At 57.8% G+C, this 25552-nt stretch carries 23 protein-coding genes; 8 read left to right on the plus strand and 15 right to left on the minus strand.

Features of this window, described 5'->3' with window-relative positions; translation table 11 throughout:
- The first annotated feature begins 15 nt into the window (after positions 1–15).
- Positions 16–1626, plus strand: a complete 1611-nt coding sequence (locus GOW48_RS17450) for a DUF4139 domain-containing protein (RefSeq protein ID WP_170756367.1) — start codon at positions 16–18, stop codon at positions 1624–1626.
- Between the two features lie 63 nt (positions 1627–1689).
- Here GOW48_RS17450 and GOW48_RS17455 read toward each other — a convergent pair whose 3' ends face one another.
- Positions 1690–2340 (minus strand): carbonic anhydrase, encoded by a 651-nt coding sequence (locus GOW48_RS17455; protein WP_170355681.1) that lies wholly within the window; start codon positions 2338–2340, stop codon positions 1690–1692.
- 153 nt (positions 2341–2493) lie between these two features.
- On the opposite strand from GOW48_RS17455, the gene GOW48_RS17460 reads away from it, so the two are divergent.
- From GOW48_RS17460 to GOW48_RS17470, 3 genes are all read left to right on the plus strand, one after another.
- Entirely contained in the window at positions 2494–2874 is a 381-nt protein-coding gene (locus GOW48_RS17460; RefSeq protein ID WP_414478922.1) for a hypothetical protein, read from the plus strand.
- A gap of 63 nt (positions 2875–2937) precedes the next feature.
- Positions 2938–4320, plus strand: coding sequence for a leucyl aminopeptidase family protein (locus GOW48_RS17465; RefSeq protein ID WP_170755459.1), 1383 nt, complete (start codon positions 2938–2940; stop codon positions 4318–4320).
- Positions 4317–5054, plus strand: coding sequence for a C40 family peptidase (locus tag GOW48_RS17470; protein WP_170755460.1), 738 nt, complete (start codon positions 4317–4319; stop codon positions 5052–5054). Before GOW48_RS17465 ends, GOW48_RS17470 begins: the two co-directional genes overlap by 4 nt.
- Here the strand turns inward: GOW48_RS17470 and GOW48_RS17475 are convergent.
- The 10 genes from GOW48_RS17475 to GOW48_RS17520 form a co-directional block, all read right to left on the minus strand.
- On the minus strand, positions 5051–5401 hold the full coding sequence (locus tag GOW48_RS17475; protein ID WP_170355678.1) for a DUF2794 domain-containing protein: 351 nt from the start codon (positions 5399–5401) through the stop codon (positions 5051–5053). The two genes, GOW48_RS17470 and GOW48_RS17475, sit on opposite strands and share 4 nt — an antisense overlap.
- Before the next feature lie 72 nt (positions 5402–5473).
- Positions 5474–7141, minus strand: coding sequence for an ABC transporter permease (locus tag GOW48_RS17480; RefSeq protein ID WP_170355677.1), 1668 nt, complete (start codon positions 7139–7141; stop codon positions 5474–5476).
- Positions 7142–7260: 119 nt separating this feature from the next.
- Positions 7261–8478: a phenylacetate--CoA ligase family protein gene (locus GOW48_RS17485; RefSeq protein WP_170755461.1), complete on the minus strand. Its 1218-nt coding sequence runs from the start codon at positions 8476–8478 to the stop codon at positions 7261–7263.
- Positions 8479–8497: 19 nt separating this feature from the next.
- Positions 8498–9331: an ABC transporter ATP-binding protein gene (locus tag GOW48_RS17490; RefSeq protein WP_170755462.1), complete on the minus strand. Its 834-nt coding sequence runs from the start codon at positions 9329–9331 to the stop codon at positions 8498–8500.
- Between the two features lie 73 nt (positions 9332–9404).
- The gene (locus GOW48_RS17495; RefSeq protein WP_170355675.1) at positions 9405–10685 is read right to left on the minus strand and encodes an ABC transporter substrate-binding protein; all 1281 of its coding nucleotides are present in this window, start codon (positions 10683–10685) and stop codon (positions 9405–9407) included.
- A gap of 75 nt (positions 10686–10760) precedes the next feature.
- The gene (locus tag GOW48_RS17500; protein ID WP_170355674.1) at positions 10761–11837 is read right to left on the minus strand and encodes a branched-chain amino acid ABC transporter permease; all 1077 of its coding nucleotides are present in this window, start codon (positions 11835–11837) and stop codon (positions 10761–10763) included.
- Positions 11838–11840: 3 nt separating this feature from the next.
- Entirely contained in the window at positions 11841–12098 is a 258-nt protein-coding gene (locus tag GOW48_RS17505; protein ID WP_170355673.1) for a hypothetical protein, read from the minus strand.
- Between the two features lie 3 nt (positions 12099–12101).
- Positions 12102–13088, minus strand: a complete 987-nt coding sequence (locus GOW48_RS17510) for a branched-chain amino acid ABC transporter permease (protein WP_170755463.1) — start codon at positions 13086–13088, stop codon at positions 12102–12104.
- A 29-nt stretch (positions 13089–13117) separates the two neighbouring features.
- Positions 13118–13936 (minus strand): ABC transporter ATP-binding protein, encoded by an 819-nt coding sequence (locus GOW48_RS17515; RefSeq protein WP_170355671.1) that lies wholly within the window; start codon positions 13934–13936, stop codon positions 13118–13120.
- Between the two features lie 79 nt (positions 13937–14015).
- On the minus strand, positions 14016–15959 hold the full coding sequence (locus GOW48_RS17520) for an AMP-binding protein (protein WP_170755566.1): 1944 nt from the start codon (positions 15957–15959) through the stop codon (positions 14016–14018).
- A 353-nt stretch (positions 15960–16312) separates the two neighbouring features.
- On the opposite strand from GOW48_RS17520, the gene GOW48_RS17525 reads away from it, so the two are divergent.
- Positions 16313–16723, plus strand: a complete 411-nt coding sequence (locus tag GOW48_RS17525; protein ID WP_170755567.1) for an ester cyclase — start codon at positions 16313–16315, stop codon at positions 16721–16723.
- A 94-nt stretch (positions 16724–16817) separates the two neighbouring features.
- On the opposite strand, the gene mutT is transcribed toward GOW48_RS17525, so the two are convergent.
- The 3 genes from mutT to GOW48_RS17540 are packed head-to-tail and all read right to left on the minus strand — an operon-like array spanning position 16818 to position 19293.
- A complete protein-coding gene (mutT, locus tag GOW48_RS17530; protein WP_170755464.1) occupies positions 16818–17216 on the minus strand; it encodes an 8-oxo-dGTP diphosphatase MutT in 399 nt (132 codons plus the stop codon).
- A complete protein-coding gene (argJ, locus tag GOW48_RS17535) occupies positions 17213–18439 on the minus strand; it encodes a bifunctional glutamate N-acetyltransferase/amino-acid acetyltransferase ArgJ (RefSeq protein WP_170755465.1) in 1227 nt (408 codons plus the stop codon). The genes mutT and argJ overlap by 4 nt, the downstream gene beginning before the upstream one ends.
- 5 nt (positions 18440–18444) lie before the next feature.
- Positions 18445–19293 (minus strand): peptidylprolyl isomerase, encoded by an 849-nt coding sequence (locus GOW48_RS17540; protein ID WP_170755466.1) that lies wholly within the window; start codon positions 19291–19293, stop codon positions 18445–18447.
- Between the two features lie 176 nt (positions 19294–19469).
- Between GOW48_RS17540 and secA the strand changes: the two genes are divergently transcribed.
- The 3 genes from secA (at position 19470) to GOW48_RS17555 (ending at position 24788) form a co-directional block, all read left to right on the plus strand.
- The gene (gene secA, locus GOW48_RS17545; protein ID WP_170755467.1) at positions 19470–22187 is read left to right on the plus strand and encodes a preprotein translocase subunit SecA; all 2718 of its coding nucleotides are present in this window, start codon (positions 19470–19472) and stop codon (positions 22185–22187) included.
- A gap of 99 nt (positions 22188–22286) precedes the next feature.
- Complete coding sequence (locus GOW48_RS17550; RefSeq protein WP_174821936.1) at positions 22287–23207, plus strand: hypothetical protein; 921 nt, start codon at positions 22287–22289, stop codon at positions 23205–23207.
- 24 nt (positions 23208–23231) lie between these two features.
- Positions 23232–24788: a substrate-binding domain-containing protein gene (locus GOW48_RS17555; RefSeq protein WP_170755468.1), complete on the plus strand. Its 1557-nt coding sequence runs from the start codon at positions 23232–23234 to the stop codon at positions 24786–24788.
- A 3-nt stretch (positions 24789–24791) separates the two neighbouring features.
- Here GOW48_RS17555 and radC read toward each other — a convergent pair whose 3' ends face one another.
- Positions 24792–25547, minus strand: coding sequence for a RadC family protein (gene radC, locus GOW48_RS17560; RefSeq protein ID WP_170755469.1), 756 nt, complete (start codon positions 25545–25547; stop codon positions 24792–24794).
- Between the last annotated feature and the right edge of the window lie 5 nt (positions 25548–25552).

A 25552-nucleotide genomic window follows, 5' to 3' on the forward strand; every position in this document is an offset into this window, starting at 1 on the left:
TTTCCGCGAGTGATTATGAAGCCAGTGTTCTATTTGTTGGCCCTTGTGCCGACCATTCTGTCCGCCGAAACCTTTACCCTTGATACAGATATCAGCGCCGTGACCGTTTACCCGGACAGCGCCCTGATTACCCGAACTGCTGAGTTCGACGTTCCGGCGGGCGCTCATCGCCTGATCCTGCTGGGCACCCCAGAGAACGACGATTTAGGCCACCAAATCGCGACCATGCAGTTCCGCGCCGATGGGTTAACCCAAACAGCTCTTGTTTCACGTTTCGAAGACGTGCCCTGGCGTGACTATGTCGGCGACGCCGTCAAACAGGTAGAAGACCGCATCAAAGACATAGAAACGCGAATTCAATCGGTACAAGATCAGGCCGAAACCGCCCGATTGAAAGCCCAAGCTGCCGATCATACGATTACGTTCCTGTCCAATCTGGGGCGTAACGTAGGTTTGGCCGGATCGGATCCCGAAAACCTGCGCAACATTGCCCGCATGGTTGGAAACGAAGCCCTTGAAGCCGAAAACACTGCGCTGGCGGCAGAGCTTGAGGCCCGCGAAACAGAAACCCAACTGACCGAGCTTGAGACCGAGTTGGACGCCGCCCGCGCTGATCTGGCCGCCCTTTTGCCCGAAACGAATGAACGTATCCTTATCGCCGTAGATGTTGTTGCCGAAGAAGACACAGAAGGAACATTATCGCTGTCATATCTCAGTTATGAAACCGCAACTTGGCAGCCGGCTTATGTATTTGATCTGAAGACCGGAAGTGTCCCGGAGGTACAGATCAGTCGTAGCGTTCTGGTGGGTCAAATGACCGGCGAGGACTGGAACGACATCACCCTCAGCATTTCCACACTACAGCCCAACGATCAAAGCGCCGCGTCAAGGATTAGAGACAAACGCCGCTCCATTCGTGAAAAACCCAAAGCGCTGGAAGAACCGGTTGTAGAGGCGCCCGTTTTCGAAGTAACTCAAAGATGGAGACCGAGCGCCACGTCAATTCAAGGAACAGGCACGACCTATACACTGCCTGTGCCGATCTCGATTTCCAGCGGATATGGGGCCGCCGATCTGGAACTGGACAGCATGTCCCAACCTGCAGAGGTGTTTGCCCTGGCAAATCCCAGCCGGGATACCACAGCCTATCGGACCGCGCGGTTTACGAACCCTTATTCGCAAAACCTGTTTTCATCTGACTACGCCCGGTGGCAGGTCGACGGTGTTCTGGTCGCGGTCGACTCCAGCCCTGATATCAGCCCCGGCGAAGAGGTAGAGCTGGGATTTGGCCCCCTATATGCGCTCACCTTGCAGCGGCAGGTTCTGGGACGGCGCAGTGGTGATGTCGGTTTGATTGCACTCTCGAACGAACGCGCCGAACGTGCGCAAATTCGTGTTGAAAACCTCTCGGATGAGACGTGGCCCCTGCGGTTGCTCGACAGTGTTCCATATTCCGAACAGGATGATCTTAAGATCGAATGGACCGCGACCCCCAAGCCAACCGACGAGAATGTCGACAACCGGCGCGGTATTCTGGCATGGGAAATGGAGCTTGCGCCCGGCCAATCCGAAACCGTTGAGATCGAAACCAAGCTCAGCTGGCCCGAAGGAATGGTTCTGAGGTGATGAGTAACTGCGTTTCAAGAAGGGCCTGATCGGCCCTTCCGATCGCAGCGAACTTACTTATGGTCAAACAACCACGAACTTCTTTTCATGCGGGTCATAGCATTGCAGCCCGCCCTCTCCGATATCGGTCCACAGCCCGTGCAGGCTCAGTGATCCGTCCTCGACCGCCGAGGCGATGAAGGGGAAAGTCAGCAGGTTTTCCAGCGACGCGACAACCGCGTGGCGCTCAAACTGGCGCGCCTGGTCCGTGCTGTCCTCGATATCCGCTACCAGATCGTATTTCGGCTTTAGGATATCCATCCAACGCCCCACAAAGCTGTCTTTCGCTTCAAGCTGCGGGGCCTGTCCTTTGCACATGTCGATACAGCCCTGAACACCGCCACATTGCGAATGACCCAGAACGATCAGATGCGCCACTTTCAGCGCAGTTACAGCGTATTCGATTGCTGCGCTAGTGCCGTGGTGGTCTCCGTCCGGGGCATAGGGTGGAACCAGGTTGGCAATATTTCGGTGAATGAAAAACTCACCCTGATCGGCTCCGAAAATCGAAGTCACGTGCACCCGGCTGTCACAGCAGGAAATGACCATGGCGCGCGGGCGCTGTCCTTCGGTGGCAAGACGCCGGTACCAGACCTGATTTTCCGAATACGTCGTAGCTTTCCAGCCGTGATATCGCTTGACCAGATAGTTCGGCAAAGGTTTGGCGCGATCCATTTTTATGTCCTTAGTCTTGTGTCTGACGAGTGCTGTAACCTGAATTCGCCGAAAATTCGAGCCATTATCCCTGTGCGCTGCAAGGTTTTGCAAAGGAATTCCGCGCAACAGTCAATCCACGCCGTGGGGGCGTTTAGAATTGGGGTAAATGTGGTGGAAAAGATAGTCACACTTGAACACAAGGAATCCGTCCGTCTGGATCCGGACCAGTTGAATGGTCTTTGCGGGCAACTGGGTGATCAGAACGCACTGGACGTGCTATGCCGCACAGTCGAGGAATTGGCCGTGCGCTTGTCGAATTGCGAACGCTACTGGCGGCGGCGTGATTGGACCAGCTTGCGCAAATGTGCGCGGTCCCTGGTGGCGATTTCCGAACAGGTCGGCATGACTGCGCTGGCGCGCGTAGCGGGTGATGTGGCGCATAACGTGGATGTCGGCGATGCCGTCGCCACCGGCGCAACACTGTCGCGCCTGATCCGCGTGGGTGAGAAATCGCTGACCGTTATTTGGGACCAGCAGGATCTTTCGGTCTGACGGGGCTTGCGGACGGATCGTGGACGGATAGGCTGGGCGCAAACCGAACCAGTTGAGATCCCCATGACCCTGTCCTTTGCCTCCGCCTCTAACCCGTCCCTGCCATTGCACGTGATCGCGCAACCCCAGCTCGAAAGCTGGCTGGCGGATCAGTCGGACGCTGTGAGGGCTTGGGTTGAAAACAGCGGCTTTACCGCTGGTTTGGGTCAAACCCTGTTGATTCCCAATGCAGACGGTGCGCCGTCCATGGCGCTGGCGGGCTATGGCAAGCCAGCGGGTCGCGCACGCAAACGGTTCCCGCTGGCCGCCGCTGCCGAAGCTTTGCCCAAGGGCACGTATCACATCGCTTCGGGCCTACCAGACGACGTGGTTGAGACCGAATGTCTGGGATGGTTGCTGACCGGATACAGTTTCGACCGCTATGCCAGTCAATCCGCTGCCAAAGCGCGCCTCGTCGCACCGGATGGCGTGAATGCCACCCGACTAGAGGTTCTAGCCAAGGCCGAGGCGTTGATCCGAGATTTGGTCAACAACCCCGCCTCGGATATGGGGCCGGACCAGTTGCAGGCCGCATCTGAAGCGCTGGCGCAGGAATTCGGCGCATCCTGTTCAGTAATTGCGGGCGATGATCTGTTGGATCAGAATTTTCCCATGATCCACACTGTGGGTCGTGCCGCCGCGCAGGCTCCTCGCCTGATCGAGATGAACTGGGGCAACGCAGGACCGAAACTGACTCTGGTCGGTAAGGGTGTCTGTTTCGATACTGGCGGGTTGAACCTGAAACCCGGTGCCTCGATGGGGTTGATGAAAAAGGATATGGGCGGGGCGGCCAATGTTCTGGGTCTGGCGCGGATGATCATGGCACTGAACCTGCCGTTGCAACTGCGTGTCCTGATCCCAGCGGTTGAGAATTCGGTGGCCGGAAACGCGTTCCGACCCGGCGATATCCTGACCTCGCGCAAGGGCCTTACGGTCGAGATCAATAATACCGATGCCGAAGGGCGTCTTGTTCTGGCAGACGCGCTGACGCTGGCGGATGAGGGGCAACCAGACCTTGTGATTTCGATGGCGACATTGACCGGCGCAGCACGCGTGGCGGTAGGAACCGATCTTGCGCCGTTTTACACCAATGATGACGGCGTGGCGGATGCCTTGGCCCGCGGCGCGCGTCAAGCAGCCGATCCGGTCTGGCGAATGCCCTTTCACGAGCCATATGAAGGGATGATAGAACCTGGCATCGCCGATCTGGACAATGCGCCGGCTGGTGGCTTTGCCGGGTCAATCACCGCCGCTCTGTTCCTGCGCCGCTTTGTGGGTGACAACCGTTATATGCATTTCGATATCTTCTCGTGGCAGCGCAGCAAGGAACCGGGGCGCAGCAAAGGCGGTTTGGGACAAGGTCCACGCGCCCTGCTGGCCGCCTTGCCCGAGATGCTGAACCTATGACGCGACATAGCATCATCAAACCGGTCGTCAATTTGATGCGCGCGCCCGATGGCCCTCGGGATCGACAGCTTTTATACGGGGACACTGTCGCGGTGACCGATACCGCAGATGGATGGAAGCAGATCAAAGCGGACAAGGATGGATACCGTGGTTGGGTCCGCTCGAACCAGCTTGGTCTGCACGTTCCTGCTACCCATTGGATCACTGCACCGGCGACGCATATCTACGCGCAGCCGGACATGAAAAGCCCGGATTCCGCGTCGCTGAGTTTCGGCAGCAAGATAACCGCCAGTTCCGAGAAAAATGGGTTTCTGGAAACTGGTCTTGGGTTTATTCCCGCTGTTCACGCCAAACCTGTCGGCGTCACCCTGACCGATCCGGTCGCCGTTGCCGAACTGTTTTTGGGCACACCGTACTTATGGGGTGGCAACAGCCGGTTTGGGTTGGATTGCTCGGGCCTGGTGCAGGCCGGAATGCTGGCCTGCGGAATGCCCTGTCCTGGCGATAGCGGGGACCAAGAGCGTGAAGTTGGCAGAACGCTGCCCGACGGTACACCGCCCCAACGTGGCGATCTTTTATTCTGGAAAGGCCATGTTGCATGGGTTTACGCTGAGGACATGCTTCTACATGCCAACGCCTTCCACATGGATGTGACGTTCGAGCCGATGACGCAGGCGATCGCGCGTATCAAGGATCAGGGTGACGGGCCAGTGACCAACCATAAAAGGCTCTAATCAAGGTCAACCGAACGGATCAGCTTGCGTTCCAATACCCGCAGCACAGTGCGCAGATCATGGCCGCGCTTCAGGATACGGCCATCCATGCCCACCACCGAATACATCCCCTGTTTTTGCCGCAGGCGAGGGTGCTTTTCGACCCGATAGATCGGATGTTCAGCCGTGCGGCGAAAGATGGAAAACACTGCCATTTCGCGCAGGTTGGAAATGCCGTAGTCCCGCCACTCTCCGGCGGCGACCATCCGGCCATAGACGGACAAGATATGCGACATCTCGTGGCGGTTGAAGGCGACGGGCATCTGGGCCGAGTTGCCAGAGAACCGGCTAGGAGGCTGCATGTTCATATGTCAAGCCTTGCCGGAAAACGCGTCTGAATCAAGCCCACCCAACGCAAGGTGTGGTAATTTTGAAGCGACCTAGCGTCTGCGCCCCACTTGCCGGCAGATCAGAATAACCGGCAACAGCCCCACAGCCAGAATAACCAGCGACGGCACCGCAGCCCCCTCAAGCCGTTCGTCCGAGGCCAGCCGATAGGCTTGCACCGCCAGTGTGTCAAAGTTGAACGGGCGCATGATCAGGGTCGCGGGCAGCTCTTTCATCACGTCCACAAACACGATCAGCAGCGCGGTCAGCAGCGATGGTGTCAGAATCGGCAGGTGCACGCGGCGCAGCGTGCCCAGCGGGCTTTGTCCCAAGGACCGAGAGGCCGCGTCCATATTGGCGTGTACCGTGCTTTGACCGCCCTCATAAGCGCTGAGCGCAGCGGCCAGGAACCGGACCATATAGGCCGCAACCAGCAGCCAGATCGAGCCGGTTACAAGCAACCCGGTCGAGATATCGAAGGTCTGCCGCATCCACGCGTCCAGAGCATTGTCGAAACTTGCAAAGGGCACGATCAAGCCGACGGCGATAACTCCGCCCGGCACCGCATAGCCCAGCCGCGCCATATAGCCAGCGCCCGAGGATACCCGACCAGGGCGCAGACGCTGAAAGAACCCGACACAGATCGCAGCAAAAACTGTGACGACTGCAGCCGTCCCCGCCAAAGTCAGCGAGTTCTGGATGAAGCCGATATAGCGCCGCGACAGCAGGTTCTGCTCTGATTCCATCCCCATCTGAACCAGAATGAATACCGGCAGCAAAAAGCCCAACAGTACCGGAATGGCGCATAGCGTAAACGCCGCCGCCGCCTGCCATCCTTTCAGTTGGGCCGAGGGCAGCGATGCGTGGCTCTTGCCCGCCTGGTAATATTTCGCTTTGCCGCGTTGCATCCGTTCAGCCACGGCCATCAGCAGTGCAAAACCCAGAAGGCACAACGCGAGTTGCGCGGCGGCAGCACGATCTCCGATGGAAAACCAGCTGGTGTAGATCCCGGTGGCAAAGGTCTGCACGCCGAAATAGGCGACGGTGCCGAAATCGGCGATGGTCTCCATGATGGCCAGCAACACACCCCCGGCAATCGCCGGGCGCGCCATTGGCAACGAAACGTGCCAGAAGGCCAGCCACGGGCTTTTGCCCAGCGCGCGCGCAGCCAGAAACGCACTGGCGCTTTGCTGCAGAAATGCCGCGCGGGCCAGCAGATAGACATAAGGATAAAGCACGAGGATCAGCATTGCCGCTGCACCCTCGGTCGAGCGGATCTCGGGGAACCAATAATCACGCGGACCCCAGCCGGTTATGTCGCGCAGGGTGGTCTGAACGATACCTGGGTGGTCCAGAATGAACGTATAGGCATAGGCCAGAACATAGGCCGGAAAGGCCAGCGGCAGCACCAGCGCGATTTCCAGAAACCTCACGCCGGGAAAACGGGTCATCGTCACCAGCCACGCCGCACCGACACCAATGGAAAACGTCCCTATCGCCACCAAAACAACCAGCACCGCAGTGGTCAGCGCATAGCCCGGCAAGACCGTTTCCATTAGGTGAGAGATCGTGTCCGTACCGCCTGTCACCGCCGCCAGAACGACGGCCAGCATAGGAAGCAGACAGGCCGCCGCCACCAGACAGGCCACGGTCGCCACCAACCGGGTGCCCAACGCGCCCCGATTGCGCGTTCCGTGTTCTGAGAATTCGACGTCGGCCATGATCCCGGCTTGTTACTGGCTAAGGCGCAGGTTTCGTCTTTAATCGACCAAAACGGTCAGAAACACCAGTGGGCAGGGATACAAATCTGCGGCACATACTGCCGCAGACCTGCTTGGCGTCATTCGTAAACGCGCTGATCCTCGATCACCAACCCGTCCTTGGGCAGCGATCCCGGCGCGACGACCTCGATCGCGCCCTTCAGTTTCAGCAGCTCGACAACCGATTTAGCGTAGGCCATGTCATCGCCACCGGGGCTTTCGATCTGAACAGTCATCATGTCCATCTCACCCTGTCGGGCGGCAATGACGCGGGCTTTGACGATCTCGGCATGTTTATCGACCAGCGCGGCCACCTGTTCGGGGCGTACAAACATACCCTTGATCTTGGTGGTCTGATCGGCGCGGCCCATCCAGCCCTTGATCCGTGCATTGGTGCGCCCGCAAGATGACTGGCCGGGCATGATCGCCGATAGATCGCCTGTCGCGAAACGGATCAGCGGATAGTCGGGGTTCAATGAGGTCACAACGACCTCACCCACTTCACCCTCTGCCACCGGGGTACCGGTGCCGGGGGTCACGATCTCGACAATGACATGTTCGTCGATGATCATCCCCTCCATGGCGGGGCTTTCGTAGGCGATGTTACCCAGATCGGCGGTCGCATAGCATTGCAGGCACGAGATTCCACGATCCGCGTATTCTTGCCGCAGTGACGGGAACAAGGCCCCGCCCCCTACAACGGCGGTGGTGAAATGAAGCTGGACGCCCATCTCATCCGCCTTGTCCAGTATGACCTTCAGGTAATCCGGCGTCCCGGCATAGGCAGTGCAGCCCACATCGCGGGCAGCAGTCACTTGCAATTCGGTCTGGCCGGTGCCTGCGGGCAGAACAGCTGCCCCGACCGCGCGCGCGCCGCTTTCAAAGATCATACCCGCGGGCGTCAGGTGATAGCCAAAGCAATTCTGAACGATATCGCCCGGCCCCACACCAGCAGCGTGCAGGAATCGGCCCATGCGCCACCAGTCGGGATCGGTGCTGCCCGGTTCGTAGATCGGGCCCGGAGATTGAAACACATGGTGGAAATGCCGTGCGGGTTTGACGGTGAACCCTCCAAACGGAGGACGTGCAGCCTGTGCCCGCGCCAAGTCTGATTTGCGCAGAACCGGTAGTTTGGGCAAGTCCTCAACCGATGCGACACCATCTGTCTCCACATCCGCCAGATGCGTTTGGAAACCCGGCGCAGACAGAGCCCGCACAAGTTGTTTTTGCAGCGCTTCGGACTGATCCGCTGCGCGTTTATCGGCTGATCGGGTTTCGAGTGCGTCGAAATAGGTCATCGCCAGATCCTCCATCCGCTTACAGCCACCTCTTGCGGCGGCGATAGGACCGCACATCGCGGAAGCTTTTGCGGCCCTCATCAGACATACCGAGGTAGAATTCCTTCACGTCCGGGTTTTCGCGCAGCTCCGCCGCTGGACCATCCATCACCACACGACCCGATTCCAAGATGTAGCCGTAATGCGCAAACCGCAGCGCTACGTTGGTGTTCTGTTCGGCCAACAGGAAGGACACACCCTCTTTCTCGTTCAGGTCTTTCACGATGCCAAAAATCTCTTCGACCAGCTGCGGCGCCAGACCCATCGAAGGCTCGTCCAACAGGATCGTCTCGGGCCGCGACATCAATGCGCGCCCCATGGCGACCATCTGTTGCTCACCACCCGAGGTATATCCGGCTTGGGATTTGCGGCGTTCGGCCAGCCGCGGGAAATAGGAATAGACAAGCTCAAGGTCTTTCTGAATCGCTGCCGCGCCATCCTTGCGGGTATAGGCACCGGTCAGCAGGTTCTCCTCGACCGTCAGGTGTTCGAAACAATGGCGGCCTTCCATAACCTGGATGACGCCCTTTTCAACCAAATCCGCCGGATCGCTTTCATGCACGCTGGTCCCGCGATACTTGATCGTCCCTTTCGTGACCTCGCCCCGTTCCGAATGCAGCAGGTTCGAAACCGCCTTGAGCGTTGTCGTCTTGCCCGCCCCATTGCCACCCAGCAAAGCGGTTATCCCGCCCTTGGGCACGGTCAGGCTGACGCCCTTCAAAACGAGGATCACGTGGTTGTAGATCACCTCGATATTGTTGACCTCAAGCAGGGTTTCAGCCTGCACTTCGGTGTTTTGAGCCGCATCCAGCATCAGTGCGTGTCCTCAGGCTTGTGTTGGGGTCGGGGCGGCGTCAATGCGCCACCCCGTTTTTCAGAAGATCGGATCAGCAACGTCCGTCGATTTTATTCTCGGTCGCATAAGCGCTCGAGTCTTCGTTGATCAGCGGGCCGATCACGTCGCCATCGGTGGCCTTGAACTCTGAAATCAAGCTCCAGGTCTTGCTGGCCGCGTCCCATTGGGTCACGCCAACCAAAGCGTCCCCGCCGTGGTTTTCGCACGAGACCGAGAAGGCTGGACCAAAGTTGGGCAGACCCAGTTCGGTCATCTTGGCTTCGGTGATTTCCAGCGCTTCCATACCATCGCGCATCATCGCAGGGGTGATGTCGTCGGTGCCGTGGATTTCCTGCGCTTTCTTGGCAGCTTCGGCAGCCAACATGGCGGCATAGAGACCGCGGTTATACAGAACCGTACCTACCTGATCGCCCGCACCGGCAGCCTTACCGGCGTCGACCACATATTTCTGCAGGTCGTCAAAGACCGGGAAATCGGTGCCCACGTTGTGGAAGGTCAGTGCCTTGTAGCCGTTGGCGGCTTCACCCGCAGGCAGCACGTCATTCTCGGAACCCGACCACCAGATACCGATGAAGTTTTCCATCGGGTAGCGGATGTTGGCAGCTTCCTGAACAGCGACCTGGTTCATCACACCCCAGCCCCACATCAGGACGAAGTCGGGACGATCGCGGCGAATTTGCAGCCATTGGGATTTCTGCTCCTGACCTGGGTGATCAACGGGCAGCGCAACGAGCTCAAAGCCATGCTTTGCCGACAGCTCTTCGAGTGTGCGGATCGGCTCCTTGCCGTAGGCCGAGTTGTGATAGACCAGCGCGATTTTCTTACCGCTGAGGTCGCCGTTGTTCGACTCCAACAGATAGTTGATCGCACCCGAGGCCCCATCCCAGTAGTTCGCAGGATAGTTGAAGGTATGGCTGAACACGTCACCGTTCTTGGCCGAAGTACGCCCATAACCCATCGTGTGCATCGGAATGCCATCTGCGGTGGTCTTGGGGATCAGCTGATAGGTAATGCCGGTCGAAAGCGGCTGATACACCAACGAGCCTTCGCCCTTGGTCGATTCATAGCATTCCACACCTTTTTCAGTGTTATAGCCGGTTTCGCATTCGATCACCCTGGTCGGAACTCCTCCGATCCCGCCATCGCGTTCATTCAGCAGTGTGAAATAGTCGGCATAGCCATCCGCAAACGGGATACCGCCCGCCGCATATGGCCCCGTACGATAACTAAGCGACGGAAAGACGAGGTCGGCCATAACCGGACCTGCCGCCATTACAGCGCCCAGCGCCATGGTTGCCAGTTTCAATTTCATCGGGTGTCTCCTCCCTTGGTTTGTCCGATGGTGAGCTCGGGCGTGTACCACCCGTTATGTGATTGGGCCGACCCGCTAGTGCGGGAATGGCCAGAGTCTCAGCTTTTCTTTCGCCACGCGCCACAGTTGCGCCAGACCATGTGGTTCAAGGATCAGGAACATGATGATCAGTCCGCCGACGATGACGAGATTCAAATGCGCCACGATATCGGTGGGCCAACCCAGCATGTCCGCACCGACGACCTTCAGCACGACTGGCAGCAGAACAAGGAACGCAGCCCCCGCGAAAGACCCGAAGATCGAGCCCAGCCCGCCGATAATGATCATGAACAGCACCAGGAACGACTTCTGGATGCCAAACACTTCGCCGACCTCGACCGCGCCCAGATAGACCGCAAAGAACAGCGCACCCGAGACGCCCACAAAGAACGAACTGACGGCAAAGGCCGTCAACTTTGCCCGCAGGGGGTTAACGCCGATGATCTCTGCAGCGATGTCCATATCGCGGATCGCCATCCATTTTCGCCCGGTCGTTCCGCGCGTCAGGTTGCGGGCAATCACGGCACAGACTGTCAGGAAGATCAGGCAAAACAGGTAGGTGGCCCAGGCTGGTGCATTCGGACCTGTGATGATGATACCAAATACTTCCCGTTCAGGCGCGTTGATCTGACCCGAGGCTGAGTAGTTGTAGAACCACGGCACGCGGTTAAACAGCCAAACCAGGAAGAATTGCGCCGCCAGTGTCGCCACGGCCAGATAGAAGCCCTTGATCCTAAGGCTTGGCAAACCAAACAAAACACCCACCAGCGCGGTAATGCCACCTGCAAGGATAACATGGATAAACATGCTGACATCAGGGAAGGCCGTCATCAGCTTATAGCAAGCGTAGGCCCCCACAGCCATGAATCCGCCTGTCCCCAACGAGACCTGACCGCAATAACCCACAAGGATATTCAACCCGATCGCTGCAATCGCGTAGATCAGGAAAGGCAAAAGCAAAGCGTTCGCCCAGTAGTCGTTGATGATGAACGGGATGATCCCAAATGCCACCGCCAGCACCACATAGTACCGATACCGGTCGAACTTGATCGGGAAGGTCTGGCTGTCATCCACGTAAGAGACTTTGAAGTCCCCTGCTTCACGATAGAACATGTCTTACTTTCCCCATTGTTCCTGCGCCCGGTTCCGGGCCGCAGCATCCAGTTGGTTCGATCCCTTGGCGTAGCCGCTCGCTTCGGACGCGCGCACAAGTTTCAAATAGGCCAGAACACCCATGACCAGACCGGCAAAAGCCAGAATGGCTGCGATTGTCACTTGCCCGTCCGACAGGTCGTCCGACGTCAGAGCGATATATCCAAACGCCCAGAACCCGGCCCAGGCAATGACATTGGTGATGGCGATCAGTTTGGTCATGCCCTACACCCTCTCGATGATCTTTTCGCCGAACAGACCCTGCGGCCGGAAAACCAGGAAGATCAGCGCCAGTACATAGGCAAACCAGTTCTCAGTCGCCCCGCCCACCATCGGACCGATGGCAAACTCAAACAGTTTTTCGCCCACACCAATGATAAGGCCACCGACAATAGCGCCGGGGATCGAGGTGAAGCCGCCCAACATCAGAACCGGCAGCGCCTTGAGCGCGATCAGGCTCAGCGAGAATTGAACGCCCGATTTCGTGCCCCACATAATGCCCGCGACAAGGGCCACAAAACCGGCCACTGACCAGACCATCACCCAGATGAAGTTCAACGAGATCCCGACTGACAGCGCAGCCTGATGATCATCGGCCACCGCGCGCATCGCACGCCCTTGTTTGGTGTACTGGCTGAACGCCACCAGCGCCGCCACCAGCAATGCCGCTATCACTGTTGCAACAATGTCCAGATTGTCGATGAAGAAGCCGTAGCCAAAGATGTTGAACGTGCTCTCGTCGATCCAAAGGTTGATGCCTTGCGGAAGGCCCACGTCCAGCGTCTTGATTTCGGACCCCCACATCAGGTCTGCAACACCCTCAAGCAGATAGGCCAGACCAATCGTTGCCATGAACAGAATGATCGGCTCCTGCCCCACCAGATGACGCATCACAAAGCGCTGTACCGCCCAAGCCAGCAGAACCATCACCGCCATGGTCAGAATAATCGCCAGCAGCGCAGGCACGTTCCAGCCAAAATAGTGGATATGCGTGCCGAAGGTGGCGTTGATCAGATGCGCAAACGGCACCTGACCTTTCATGATCCCCACCAGAGTCATCGCCGCAAACAGCGCCATAACCCCTTGTGCATAGTTAAAAATCCCCGAGGCCTTGTAGATCAGCACAAAGCCCAGCGCGACCAAAGCATATAGGACCCCGGCCATCAGGCCATTCAGGATGACCTCCATCGCGAATACCAACTGATCAGGCATGTCCGCCCCCTCTCATGTCTGTCAGATGTTTAGTCATGGCTCACCCCCAGATAGGCGTCGATGACTTCCTGATTGTTGCGCACCTCATCGGGTGTGCCGTCACCGATCTTGCGGCCATAGTCCATCACCACCACGCGGTCGCTCAGGTCCATCACAACGCCCATGTCGTGTTCGATCAGCGCGATTGTGGTGCCGAACTCATCATTCACATCCAGGATAAAGCGGCTCATGTCCTCTTTTTCCTCCACATTCATGCCCGCCATCGGCTCATCCAGCAGCAGCAGCTTTGGCTCCGCCGCCAAGGCTCGCGCCAGTTCGACCCGTTTCTTCAGCCCGTAGGGCAGGCGAGACACAGGTGTTTTGCGGATGTGCTGGATTTCCAAGAAATCGATGATCTTTTCGACCGCCTCGCGGTTTTCCGTCTCTTCCGCCTCGGCTTTACCCTTCCACAAGGCCTGTTGGATAATATTCGTCTTCATGAAGCCCAAACGCCCTGTCATGACGTTATCCAAAACGCTCATCCCCTCGAACAGAGCGATATTCTGGAACGTCCGTGCAATCCCCTGCTGCGCCACCTCAAAGGGTCGCATCTGCGGGCGTTTTGATCCGTGAAACCAAACCTCACCTTCCTGCGGCACATAGAACCCGGAAATCACGTTCAGCATCGAGGACTTACCCGCACCGTTCGGTCCGATGATGGCCCGGATCTCACCCTCGCGAATGTCGAACGAGATATCCTTGATTGCAACCACACCGCCAAAACGCAGGGTGATGTTCTTCATCTCCATCACCACACCACCGATCTTGCGGCCGTCTTCGGTGACATATCCTTCGGAACTATCCAGCATCAGATCCTCCCTGAGCTGCGAAAAAACGGGACGGCGGGCGGGGCGATGACCGCAAGGTCGAGCGGCGCTCGAACGGCCCTCATTCCGCCGCAACCTTGTGCGAAGCCGCAGCAACAACCGGCGCGTCGACGATTTCCAGCGTGGCCGAGATCGACCCCTTCCGCCCGTCCTCATAGGTCACTTCAGTCGTAGTCGAAACGCTAGATGAACCGTCATAAAGCGCATCAATGATGTCGTGAAATTTCTCTTCCACAAAACCGCGCCGCACTTTACGAGTCCGGGTCATCTCACCATCATCCGCATCCAGTTCCTTGTGCAGAACCACAAAGCGATGCACCTGGCAGCCCGACAGCATCTCATCTGCCGCAACCGACTTGTTGACCTCTTCCACATGCGACTTGATCGTCTCTAACACGCGGGGATGACTGGTCAGTTCCTGATAGGACCCATAAGCCACATTGTTGCGCTCAGCCCAGTTTCCAACCGCCGTCAGGTCAATATTGATAAAGGCCACGCAGCGATCCTTGCCATTACCAAACAGCACGACTTCTAGAATATCGGGATAAAACTTCAGCTTGTTCTCGACATATTTCGGAGCAAACATCGACCCGTCGGCCATTTTGCCCACGTCCTTGGCACGGTCGATGATCCGCAGATGGCCGGACCCTTCCTCGATGAACCCTGCATCACCTGTAGCCACCCAACCCTCGGCATCCTTGGTCGAGGCGGTAGAGTCCGGGTTATTGTAATACTCGACAAACACACCCGGCGAGCGATAGTGAATCTCGCCCTTGTCGTCGATCTTCAACTCGACATCCGGCGCGGGCACACCAACCGTATCCGCGCGCACCTCGCCATCAGGCTGCACAGTGATGAAAACGGTAGCCTCGGTCTGACCATATAGCTGCTTCAGATTGATACCCAGCGAGCGGTAGAAATCAAAAATCTCAGGCCCAATCGCCTCACCCGCCGTATAGCCGACGCGGAACCGGCCATAGCCCAGAGTATCTTTGAGCGGTCCGTAAACAAGCATATTGCCCAGCGCGTATTTCACCTTGTCGCCAAACCCAACCGGCTTGCCATCCAGCAACAGACCGCCCACCTTCTTGGCGTGATCCATGAAGTGACGGAACATGCGCTTCTTCAGCTTGCCCGCATCCTCCATCCGGATCATCACGTTGGTCAGCTGCGTCTCAAACACGCGCGGCGGGGCAAAGAAATAGGTCGGGCCTATCTCGCGCAGGTCGGTCATCATTGTGTCGGCGCTTTCAGGGCAGTTCACGCAGAACCCGCACCAATAGGCCTGACCGATCGAGAAGATGAAATCGCCCACCCAAGCCATCGGCAGGTAGGACAGAATATCTTCGTTGCGGGTCAGATGGTCGAACTCGGCCGAGTTCTTGGCGCTTTCGATAACGTTGCGGTTCGACAGAACCACACCCTTGGGCTTTCCCGTCGTGCCCGAGGTATAGAGCATCACGCAAGTATCGTCGTAGGTGATCGCCGCGATACGTTTGTCCAGTTCTGCATCGAACCGCGCGTGACCGGCGCTGCCCTCGGCCATGATGTCGTCCAAAGCGTTCATTTGGGAGTGGTCGTATTTCCGCATCCCCCGCTTGTCGGTGTAGAGGATATGCTTGACCTGATGCAGCCCCTGCTGAATCTCGATGACCTTGTCGACCTGCTCCTGATCGCCACAGACGACGAACTTCGCACCACAGTGTTCCAGAACATAGGCCATCTCTTCCGCGACCGAGTCCTGATACAGCGGCACCGGCACCGCCCCCACCATCTGCGCGGCGACCATCGACCAGTAATGCGCCGGGCGGTTGCGGCCTATGACGGCGATATGGTCGCCCTTCTCAACGCCGATTTCCAGAAACCCCAACGCCAGCTTGCGGATTTCAGCGGCGGCCTCGGCCCAGGACCAGCATTGCCAGATGCCGAATTCCTTTTCCCGGTAGGCCGGGGCATCCCCGAACTGCGTCGCATTGCGATGTAACAGCGCCGGAAGAGATACCATCCCCTCCGCGCCCGACTGCATCTGAGCCAATCTTTTTCTCCTCCCCATCCGACCCCTCCCCGGGCCGGAACTGGCGGGTCCGGGTTGGTGCCCGGACGCCAATGCCCCGATTAAGAGACATGAGAACGATCAGCGTCAAGTTTTGCCTGATGTTTTCTCAATCCTTACGAATTGTAACAGTGGTGGAAGGCTGATGGATTGGATGGATCGCCGGAGCACATCAGTCACAATGTCGTCACCACGCCACGATATTTCTGCGCATTTTGATAATGAGCTATTTCAGCGTACCCTGTTTCTTACTGCTTCAGTTGATGGCCAACACGGTTGGCCACAGTTTCGTAGGGGGAAAACACATGTCTATCCAAAAAGCCGCAAGAGAATTCTTTGAGGCCTGCGATACAGGCAAAGGCTGGGACGCCTGCAAAAACTATTGCCATGAGGGCGCGACGTTTTCAGCACAAGCCGACGCATTGGCCGACGTCACTTCCCTGGAAGGTTACGCAGACTGGATGAAAAACCTGCTGACTCCGATCCCGGATGGTCATTATGAGCTCAAATCATTTTCTGTTGATGAAGAGCGTGGAATTGCAAGCATATTTGCCGTGTTCCATGGAACTCATTCCGTGGATGGCCCAGTGCCTGCTACGGGAAAAACTCTGGCCGCGGAATACGTCTATGCCATTGAGTTTGACGGTGACAAAATCAAACACATGACCAAGATATGGAATGATGCGCATTCCTTGAAACAGCTCGGCTGGGCCTAAAACTTTCGGAACAGGGGCACAGGTCACAGATCACGCAATTCCGGCCACCGCGTGCTCTCTTTTGGCCACAGGGGGCATGCGCCCTGCCGCGACACTACAACCAATCCCGCAGAATCGGGATCAACGGCACATCCGCTGCGGGCATAGGATAGTTCCGCAGATCATTAGCGCGGACCCATTTCAGCGCCTGACCTTCTTTTGATTGTGGTATCCCCTCCCATTTCCGGCAAGCGAACAGCGGCATCAACAGGTGGAAATCGTCATAGCTGTGGCTGGCAAAGGTCAGCGGTGCGAGGCAGGAGGCCCAGGTGTTGATGCCCAGTTCTTCCTCCAGCTCGCGGATCAGGGCGACCTCGGGGGTTTCGCCGGGTTCGACCTTGCCGCCGGGGAATTCCCACAGACCGGCCATGGACTTCCCCTCCGGGCGCTGCGCCAGCAACACCCGGCCTTCGACGTCGATCAGGGCGACAGCAGACACTAATACAGTCTTCACGAGCGATAATCCGCGTTGATTTCGATATAGCCGTGGGTCAGGTCGCAGGTCCAAACGGTCGATGCGCCCTCACCCAGTCCCAGATCAACCGCGATCACCAGATCCTGACCTTTCATATAGGCGGCCGCGTCTTCCTCCCGGTAATCGGGGCTGACCCAGCCTTTCTCGGCCACCAGAATATCGCCGAAAGAAATACTCAGCAGGTCGCGATCCGCAGCCGCTCCGGATTTGCCAATGGCCATGACCACACGACCCCAGTTCGGGTCTTCGCCCGCAATCGCCGTTTTCACCAGTGGTGAGTTTGCAATCGCCAGCCCATGCACCTTGGCGTCCGCGTCCGAGGCCGCGCCTGTCACACGAATTTCTACGAATTTCGTGGCCCCTTCACCGTCGCGCACCACCTGCTGCGCAAGGTCCAGCATCACCGTTTCAAGCGCCTGCGCGAAGGCTGCGTTGCCAGTAGCATCCACGCCCGAGGCCCCGGTGGCGCACAGCAGCAAACCATCCGAGGTCGAGGTATCGCTGTCCACCGTGATGCAGTTAAACGTACGATCCGTCTGCGCGCCCAGCATGGACTGCAGCGCCGATTGTTCGACCTGCGCATCGGTGAAGATATAAACCAGCATCGTCGCCATATCCGGCGCGATCATACCGGAACCCTTGGCAATCCCCGCAATTGAGACTGTTTTACCATCAATCTCGACCTGCGCCGACGCCCCTTTGGGGAAGGTATCGGTGGTCATGATCGCCCGCGCTGCGTCCTCGATCGCGTGACGGCTGAGACCGGCCTTAAGCGTCTCAAGCTGCGATACGATACGATCATGGGGCAGCGGTTCGCCGATCACGCCGGTGGACGATGTAAAGACCCGCTCGACCGTGACGCCGGTGGCTTTGGACACGGCCTGCGTCACTTCGGCCACCGAGGTCTGACCGTAATGCCCGGTGAACGCATTGGCATTGCCCGAGTTCACAAGAATGGCCGCCGGGCCATCGCTGGCCCCACCGATCTTGTCCTGACAATCCAGCACTGGAGCGGCGCGGGTAGCGGATCGCGTAAACACACCCGCTACCGAGGTGCCGGGGTCCAGCACCGCCAGCATCACATCGGTGCGGCCCTGGTAGCGCACGCCAGCCTCAACGGTGGCAAAGCGCACGCCGTCAATCGCGGGCAGATCGGGAAATGCCGCCGGAGCCAGCGGGGACACTTTGGTAATCGTGGCCACCGGGTTTACTCCTGAATCAGGTCCAGCTGACGAACGATACCGGGCGTCATGCCCTCGATTTCAGGGCGGTCGATCTGAGCGCTTTGCGTCAGCTCATCAATGCGGGCCTGAATCGCTTCGTTCTGCAAGGTCTGAGCCAGTTCTTCCCGCACAGCGTCCAACTCGGGTGCCTCGGTTTTGCGTTTGTCGTTCAGGATGATCACGTGCCAACCGAACTGAGTCTGCACCGGATCAGAAACTTGTTCTTTGTCCAATCCTATGACGGCTGTCTCGAATTCCGGAACCATTCGTCCTTTTCCGAACCAACCCAGCTCGCCCCCATTCGGGCCAGAGGGACCGGTCGATTTTTCTTTGGCGAGTTCCGCGAAATCCGCACCGTCATCCAGTTGCGACTTGATCTCGTTGGCTTCTTCTTCGGTTTCGACAAGTATATGGCTGGCGTTGAACTCATCTTCACCTTCGAACTCGGCGAACCGCGCGTCGTAGGCGGACTGAATCGCCTCGTCGGTGACCAGATCGCCGATCAAAGCGTTCACAGTCTGAACGGCCAGCAACGAGCGGGTTTCATTCGCCAGCGCCAATGCGTTCAGCTTGGTCAGCTCGTCCTGTTGCTGACCCAATAGCTGCTGCTGGATCAACTGTTCGATGATGAAGTCATACAAGACGTCGTCTTCAATCTGCTGATAGTTCGCCGGAAGGGTCGCAACAGTGGCGATAACGTGACCCAAGGTGATCTCATCTCCGTTCACGCGGGCGACCACGGTGCTGGCGTCAGGCTTGGTTTCGGCGGCCAGCGGCAGGGCCAGCACGGCAGTCAGAGCCAGCGATGGCAGAAAAGTGAGGCCTTTGGGCATGGAATCATCCTATTTCTTTGCCACGACGGGGCGCAGCGTTGACACTGTGGAACCTGCCGCTTACATCGCTTTGAAGCCTTGGACAGGGCCGCCTTTCACCCCCCGTATCTATGGGTTGCGCGCAAGGTGGGCAAGCCTGTCGCAACCAAGACAAGAACAGATCCGCTGGAGTGAACATGCTGGGACTCGGAACGCTCGCCAAAAAGGTGTTCGGAACACCGAACGACCGCAAGATCAAGGCGACCCGCCCCCTGATCGAAAAGATCAATGCACTGGAGCCCGAGTTCGAAAAGCTCACCGATGAAGGTCTGATCGAAAAGACCGCCGAACTGCGCAAACGCGCGCTGGACGGTGAAAGCCTGGACGATTTGCTGCCCGAAGCCTTTGCCAATGTGCGCGAGGGCGCGAAGCGCGCGCTGGGTCTGCGGGCGTTTGACGTGCAGTTGATGGGCGGCACCTTCCTGCATCAAGGCAATATCTCGGAAATGAAGACGGGTGAGGGCAAAACCCTGGTCGCCACTTTCCCAGCCTATCTGAACGCACTGACCGGCAAGGGCGTGCATGTGGTCACGGTGAACGAATACCTGGCCAAGCGCGACTCGGAATGGATGGGCAAGGTGTTCGCCGCGGTTGGCATGACAACCGGCGTGATCTGGTCGGGGCAACCTGACGCCGATAAAAAAGCCGCTTATGGGTGCGATATCACCTATGCCACCAACAACGAGTTGGGCTTTGACTATCTGCGCGACAACATGAAATCGGACCTTGCCGAGATCTACCAGAAATACCACAACTTCGCGATTGTGGACGAAGTCGACTCGATCCTGATCGACGAAGCGCGGACACCGCTGATTATCTCAGGGCCGTCGCAGGACCGATCTGATCTGTATACCGCGATTGACGCGCTGATCCCTTCGCTGGCCGATGATCATTTCACGCTGGACGAAAAATCGCGAAACGTGACCTTCACCGATGAGGGCAATGAGTTTCTGGAACAGCAACTGATCGCCAACGGGCTGATCCCCGAAGGCCATTCGCTTTATGATCCCGAAAGCACGACCGTGGTGCACCATGTGAACCAGGGACTGCGCGCGCATAAGCTGTTTCAGCGCGACAAGGATTATATTGTTCGTGACAATAACGTGGTCCTGATCGACGAGTTTACCGGCCGTATGATGGCGGGCCGCCGCCTGTCCGAGGGTTTGCATCAGGCCATCGAAGCCAAGGAAGGCGTTCCGATCCAGCCCGAGAACGTGACGCTGGCCAGCGTGACCTTCCAGAACTATTTCCGCCTGTATGACAAGCTTGGCGGCATGACCGGCACCGCCCTGACCGAGGCCGAAGAATTCCAAGAAATCTATGGTCTGGGCGTGGTCGAAGTGCCGACCAACAAGCCGATTGCCCGCGTGGATGAAGATGATCAGGTCTATCGCACCGCGATGGAAAAATACGGCGCCATGATCGAGCAGACGAAAGAGGCGCAGGAGAAGGGGCAACCAGTTCTTCTGGGCACTACCTCGATCGAGAAATCCGAACTTCTCAGCCAGATGCTGCAGAAAGAAGGCATCGAACATAACGTTCTGAACGCCCGCCAGCATGAACAAGAGGCGCAGATCGTCGCCGATGCGGGCCGTCTGGGTGCAGTGACCATCGCCACCAACATGGCCGGTCGCGGAACCGACATCCAGTTGGGCGGGAATGTCGAGATGAAGGTTTTGCAGGCCCTGGCCGAAAACCCCGAGGCCGACCCGGCCGAACTGCGTGCAGCCGAAGAGGCGCGCCACGCTGAGGAAAAAGAAAAGGTACTGGCCGCCGGTGGCCTTTACGTGATGGCGTCCGAACGCCACGAAAGCCGCCGCATCGACAACCAGCTGCGCGGCCGGTCGGGCCGTCAGGGCGATCCGGGCCGTACCGTGTTCTACCTAAGCCTCGAAGACGACCTGATGCGCATCTTTGGCTCGGAACGGCTGGACAAGGTGTTGACCACTCTGGGCATGAAAGAGGGTGAGGCCATCGTCCACCCCTGGGTCAACAAATCGCTGGAGCGCGCGCAATCCAAGGTCGAAGGTCGCAACTTTGACATGCGCAAGAACGTCCTGAAGTTTGACGACGTGATGAACGACCAACGGAAAGTGGTGTTCAGCCAACGACGCGAGATCATGTCTGCGGATGACCTCTCCGAGATCGTCTCGGACATGCGCGAACAGGTAATCGACGACCTGATCGACGAATACATGCCGCCCAAAACCTATGCCGATCAGTGGGACACCGACGGTCTGCATGAGGCGATCAAGGACAAGCTGACCATCGACGCGCCGGTTCAGGACTGGGCCGCCGAGGAAGGCGTGGACGACGAACAGGTGCGCGAGCGTCTGGTCAATGCCGCCGATGAGATGATGGCGCAAAAGGCCGCCGCCTTTGGCCCCGAAAACATGCGCAACATCGAAAAGCAGGTTCTGCTGAACACCATCGACGGCAAATGGCGCGAGCACCTGCTGACACTGGAACATCTGCGCTCGGTCGTTGGGTTCCGAGGCTATGCCCAGCGTGATCCGCTGAACGAATACAAGAACGAGAGCTTCCAGCTGTTCGAAAGCATGTTGGACAGTCTTCGCGAAACCGTGACGCAACAATTGTCACGCGTGCGCCCGCTGACCGAAGAAGAGCAGCGCGAGATGCTGGCTCAGATGCAGGCGCAACAGGCGCAGGCTCAGCAAGCTGTCGACCAAGCAACCGAACAGGCCGAAGCAGTGGCCGAGGCCGAAGCCTCAGGCGATCCGCTCCCCGGATTTGATGAAAACGATCCCAACACATGGGGTAACCCGTCACGCAATGACCGCTGCCCCTGCGGATCGGGTAAAAAGTTCAAACACTGCCACGGCAGACTGACCTGATTTAACCGGGTTCAGTCACAATGAGTCCGCGCCACGGCCACATATTGGCCGTGTTTCGGCTTAAACATCCGACTCGCTCCTTCAACTGGGGAGGGTGTTTTGTTTGTAATCAAGAACTACGTGACCACCGGGGGAACAGTCGCATGCGCCCTCGCCATTGGTTACTTAATGCAGAATGGAACACCTGCGCAGCCGCAAGGCACGCAGGTCGCAGCAAACTCGGCCTCGTATCAGAGTGTCGGGATAACCTGGCTTGAGCATATCGTTCTGACCTCCTCGGCTCCTTCCGGTAATGACGCAAGCGAACCGCACTCTCAACGACACGTTGTCACGACCGCGCAATCGATCGCGGACAACAGCGATTGTGCCATCAGCGCACGCGCAGTTGCCGTTCCCGGTGCCGCCGCACATCTAAGCGTCATTGCCCCCTGCCACAGCAATTCGCGCATCGATATCCACCACAGGGGTCTGACTGTCACCCAAAAGACTGACAAGAACGGCAAGACAGACCTAACTGTTCCAGCCTTATCGGAATACGCGATCTTTCTGATCTCGACAGAGGATCAACAAGGAACGGTTGCCACGACTCATATTCCAGAAATCGCGCATTACAACCGGGTCGCCCTACAATGGACCGGGCAGACCGATCTTCAGATTCATGCTCTGGAATTCGGTGCCAGCTATGGCGGCAAGGGGCATGTCTCAGCCGATCCTGAAACCCAGGGAATCGGCAAAGTCGTACATCTGGGGCACACCGGGATAGGCGATGCCAAAAACATTCAGGTGTATTCCTACCCGGCTGGCCAATCCGCCCAATCCGGTTCGATTGCCCTGTCCGTCGAGGCCGAAGTGACTGCCGAGAATTGCGGTCAGGAACTGGCCCTGCAATCGCTGGAGTTACGCGGCAACCGTCGTCTGCAGTCACGCGATTTGTCGCTGACTCTGCCTGATTGCGGCCAGTCTGGCGAGTTTCTGGTGTTGAATAATCTGCTCGAAGACCTGACAATCGCGGCCAAATAAAACGCAGGCAGGCTCGGGCTTTTGATGACTTTCTATCGTGTGGCGGTGGCCGCACTGTTTTCGGCGATATATACCCTGAATGCATCGGCGCAGGATATCTCTCTTACCTCCCATGACGGCAAGGTCGAGGTCGTGGGTAACCTGTTGGGATTTGATGGTGAATTCTATCGCGTGGATACGCAGTTCGGAGAGCTGACCGTAGACGGCTCAGGCGTCACATGTGCCGGGCCTGCTTGCCCCAGCCTCACGGATTTCGTCGCCGAGCTGAGCTTTTCCGGTGCATCGGTCATGGCGGAAAAAATCTTGCCCGAATTGATCATCGGCTTTGCTCGACAAGAAGGGTTGTCGGCTGCGCCTATTCGGGAATCCTCTGGCCGATTTTACTATGAGTTGAAAACAACTGATCGTGAGGTACCGCTTGGTCGGTTTTACTTTGACCCTGGTACTACAGCCCGCGGGTTTTCGGATTTCATTGAAAATGAAACCGACATCGTGATGGCCCTGCGTGAGATCACTTCCCAGGAACAAGAGGCCGTGCAGGACGCCGGACTGGGGGACCTTCAGCATAGTCGGCGTGCGCGGGTCATTGCATTAGACGCACTGGTGCCGATCGTGGCCACCGACAATCCTGTGGGACAGATATCCTTGGGGCAGCTGGTTCAGGTTCTGTCCGGCCAGATCGACAACTGGGTCGCACTCGGTGGTCCCGATGCGCCAATTTCCGTTCATATGCCCGAGGTTGGCTCAGGTTTGACTCAAGGTGTTGAAAAACAGCTTTTGCAACCCGCAGACGTTACGCTTGCCGACACGGTTATCCGACACAAACGCAGCACTGCAATGGCGCGGGCTGTTGCCAAAGATCCGTTTGCAATCGGGATCGCCAGCCAGGCCGAGGCCGGTGCGGCCCGCGCGTTGGCCCTGACCGGTGGCTGTGGTCATCCGCTGGCAGCCACGCGCCAATCTATCAAAACCGAGGATTACCCTCTGACCGCGCCGATGTTTCTGTATCTGCCCAATCGTCGGTTGCCGCGAATTGGACGACAGTTTCTGGCCTATATCCAAGGCGCCGAAGCTCAGGATGTGATCCGGAATGCCGGTTTCGTAGATCAATCGCCCGAGTTGCTGCCTCTTAGCGCGCAGGGTGATCGGTTGGCAAACGCCGTGGCATCTGGCGCCTCAGAAGTCGGTCTGGACGAATTGCAACGGATGGTCGAAACATTACGGCCGCGATCCCGTTTGTCCTTGTCGTTTCGGTTCGAGGCAGGCTCCTCCCGACCGGACGCACAATCCAGATCGAACCTGCTCCATCTGGCCCAGCTTTTGGAATCCGGCACGTTTGATGGGCGAACACTGACCTTTGTCGGATTCAGTGACGGAGACGGCGCCGCCGCCGCAAACGCCCGGATCGCCGAACTGAGGGCGAAAACCGTCCGAAACGCGGTGCTTGATGCGGTTGAAACAAAAATCGCAGACAGCGTGACGCTTGAAGTTGATGGCTTTGGCGAGGCGATGCCCATGGCCTGTGACGACACTGAATGGGGTCGCAAAATCAATCGCCGGGTCGAAGTGTGGGTCGAGTAACCTTTACAAGTAACCTTCCGAACGAAAACTCAGTTCGTTTGATTTTCCGATGATCAGATGGTCATGCAGAGTCAGGCCAAGCGCCAGACATGCATCCTGAATCCGGTTGGTCATGTCGATATCCGACTGCGAGGGCGTCGGATCGCCCGACGGATGGTTATGCACAAGAATCAGCGCCGAGGCATTCAGTTCCAACGCCCGTTTCGCTACCTCGCGCGGATAAACAGGCACATGATCAACTGTGCCCTTGGCTTGTTCCTCATCCGCAATCAGGACGTTTTTACGATCCAGATAGAACACCCGGAACTGCTCGGTCTCACGGTGGGCCATTGTGGTGTGACAATAGTCCAGCAACGCATCCCAGCCCGAGATCACGTGCCGTTGAATCACCCGCGCGCGGGCCATGCGATGGGCGCAAGCCTCAAGGATTTTCAGATCAGTGATGACTGTATCACCTACACCCTTGATCTGACGCAGCCGTTCTTCGGGCGCGGTCAGCACGCGGTTGAAATCCCCAAACGTATCCATCAGCGCCCGCGCCAGAGGTTTCACGTCCTGCCTGGGGATAGACCGGAACAGCACCAGTTCCAACAGCTCATAATCCGGCATTGCGGCGGACCCGCCCGACATGAACCTTTCGCGCAGCCGCTTGCGATGGTCTTTTATATAGGAGGGCAATCGACCACTTGGCAGCGGCTGCGCGGGCGCTTCGTCCGTTTCAAACAGCATCGGGGCTTCGGCAAAGGCGTCCTTGGTCATATTCC

Origin of the sequence: Ruegeria lacuscaerulensis (assembly GCF_013033355.1) — a bacterium.
Lineage (GTDB): Bacteria > Pseudomonadota > Alphaproteobacteria > Rhodobacterales > Rhodobacteraceae > Ruegeria > Ruegeria lacuscaerulensis_A.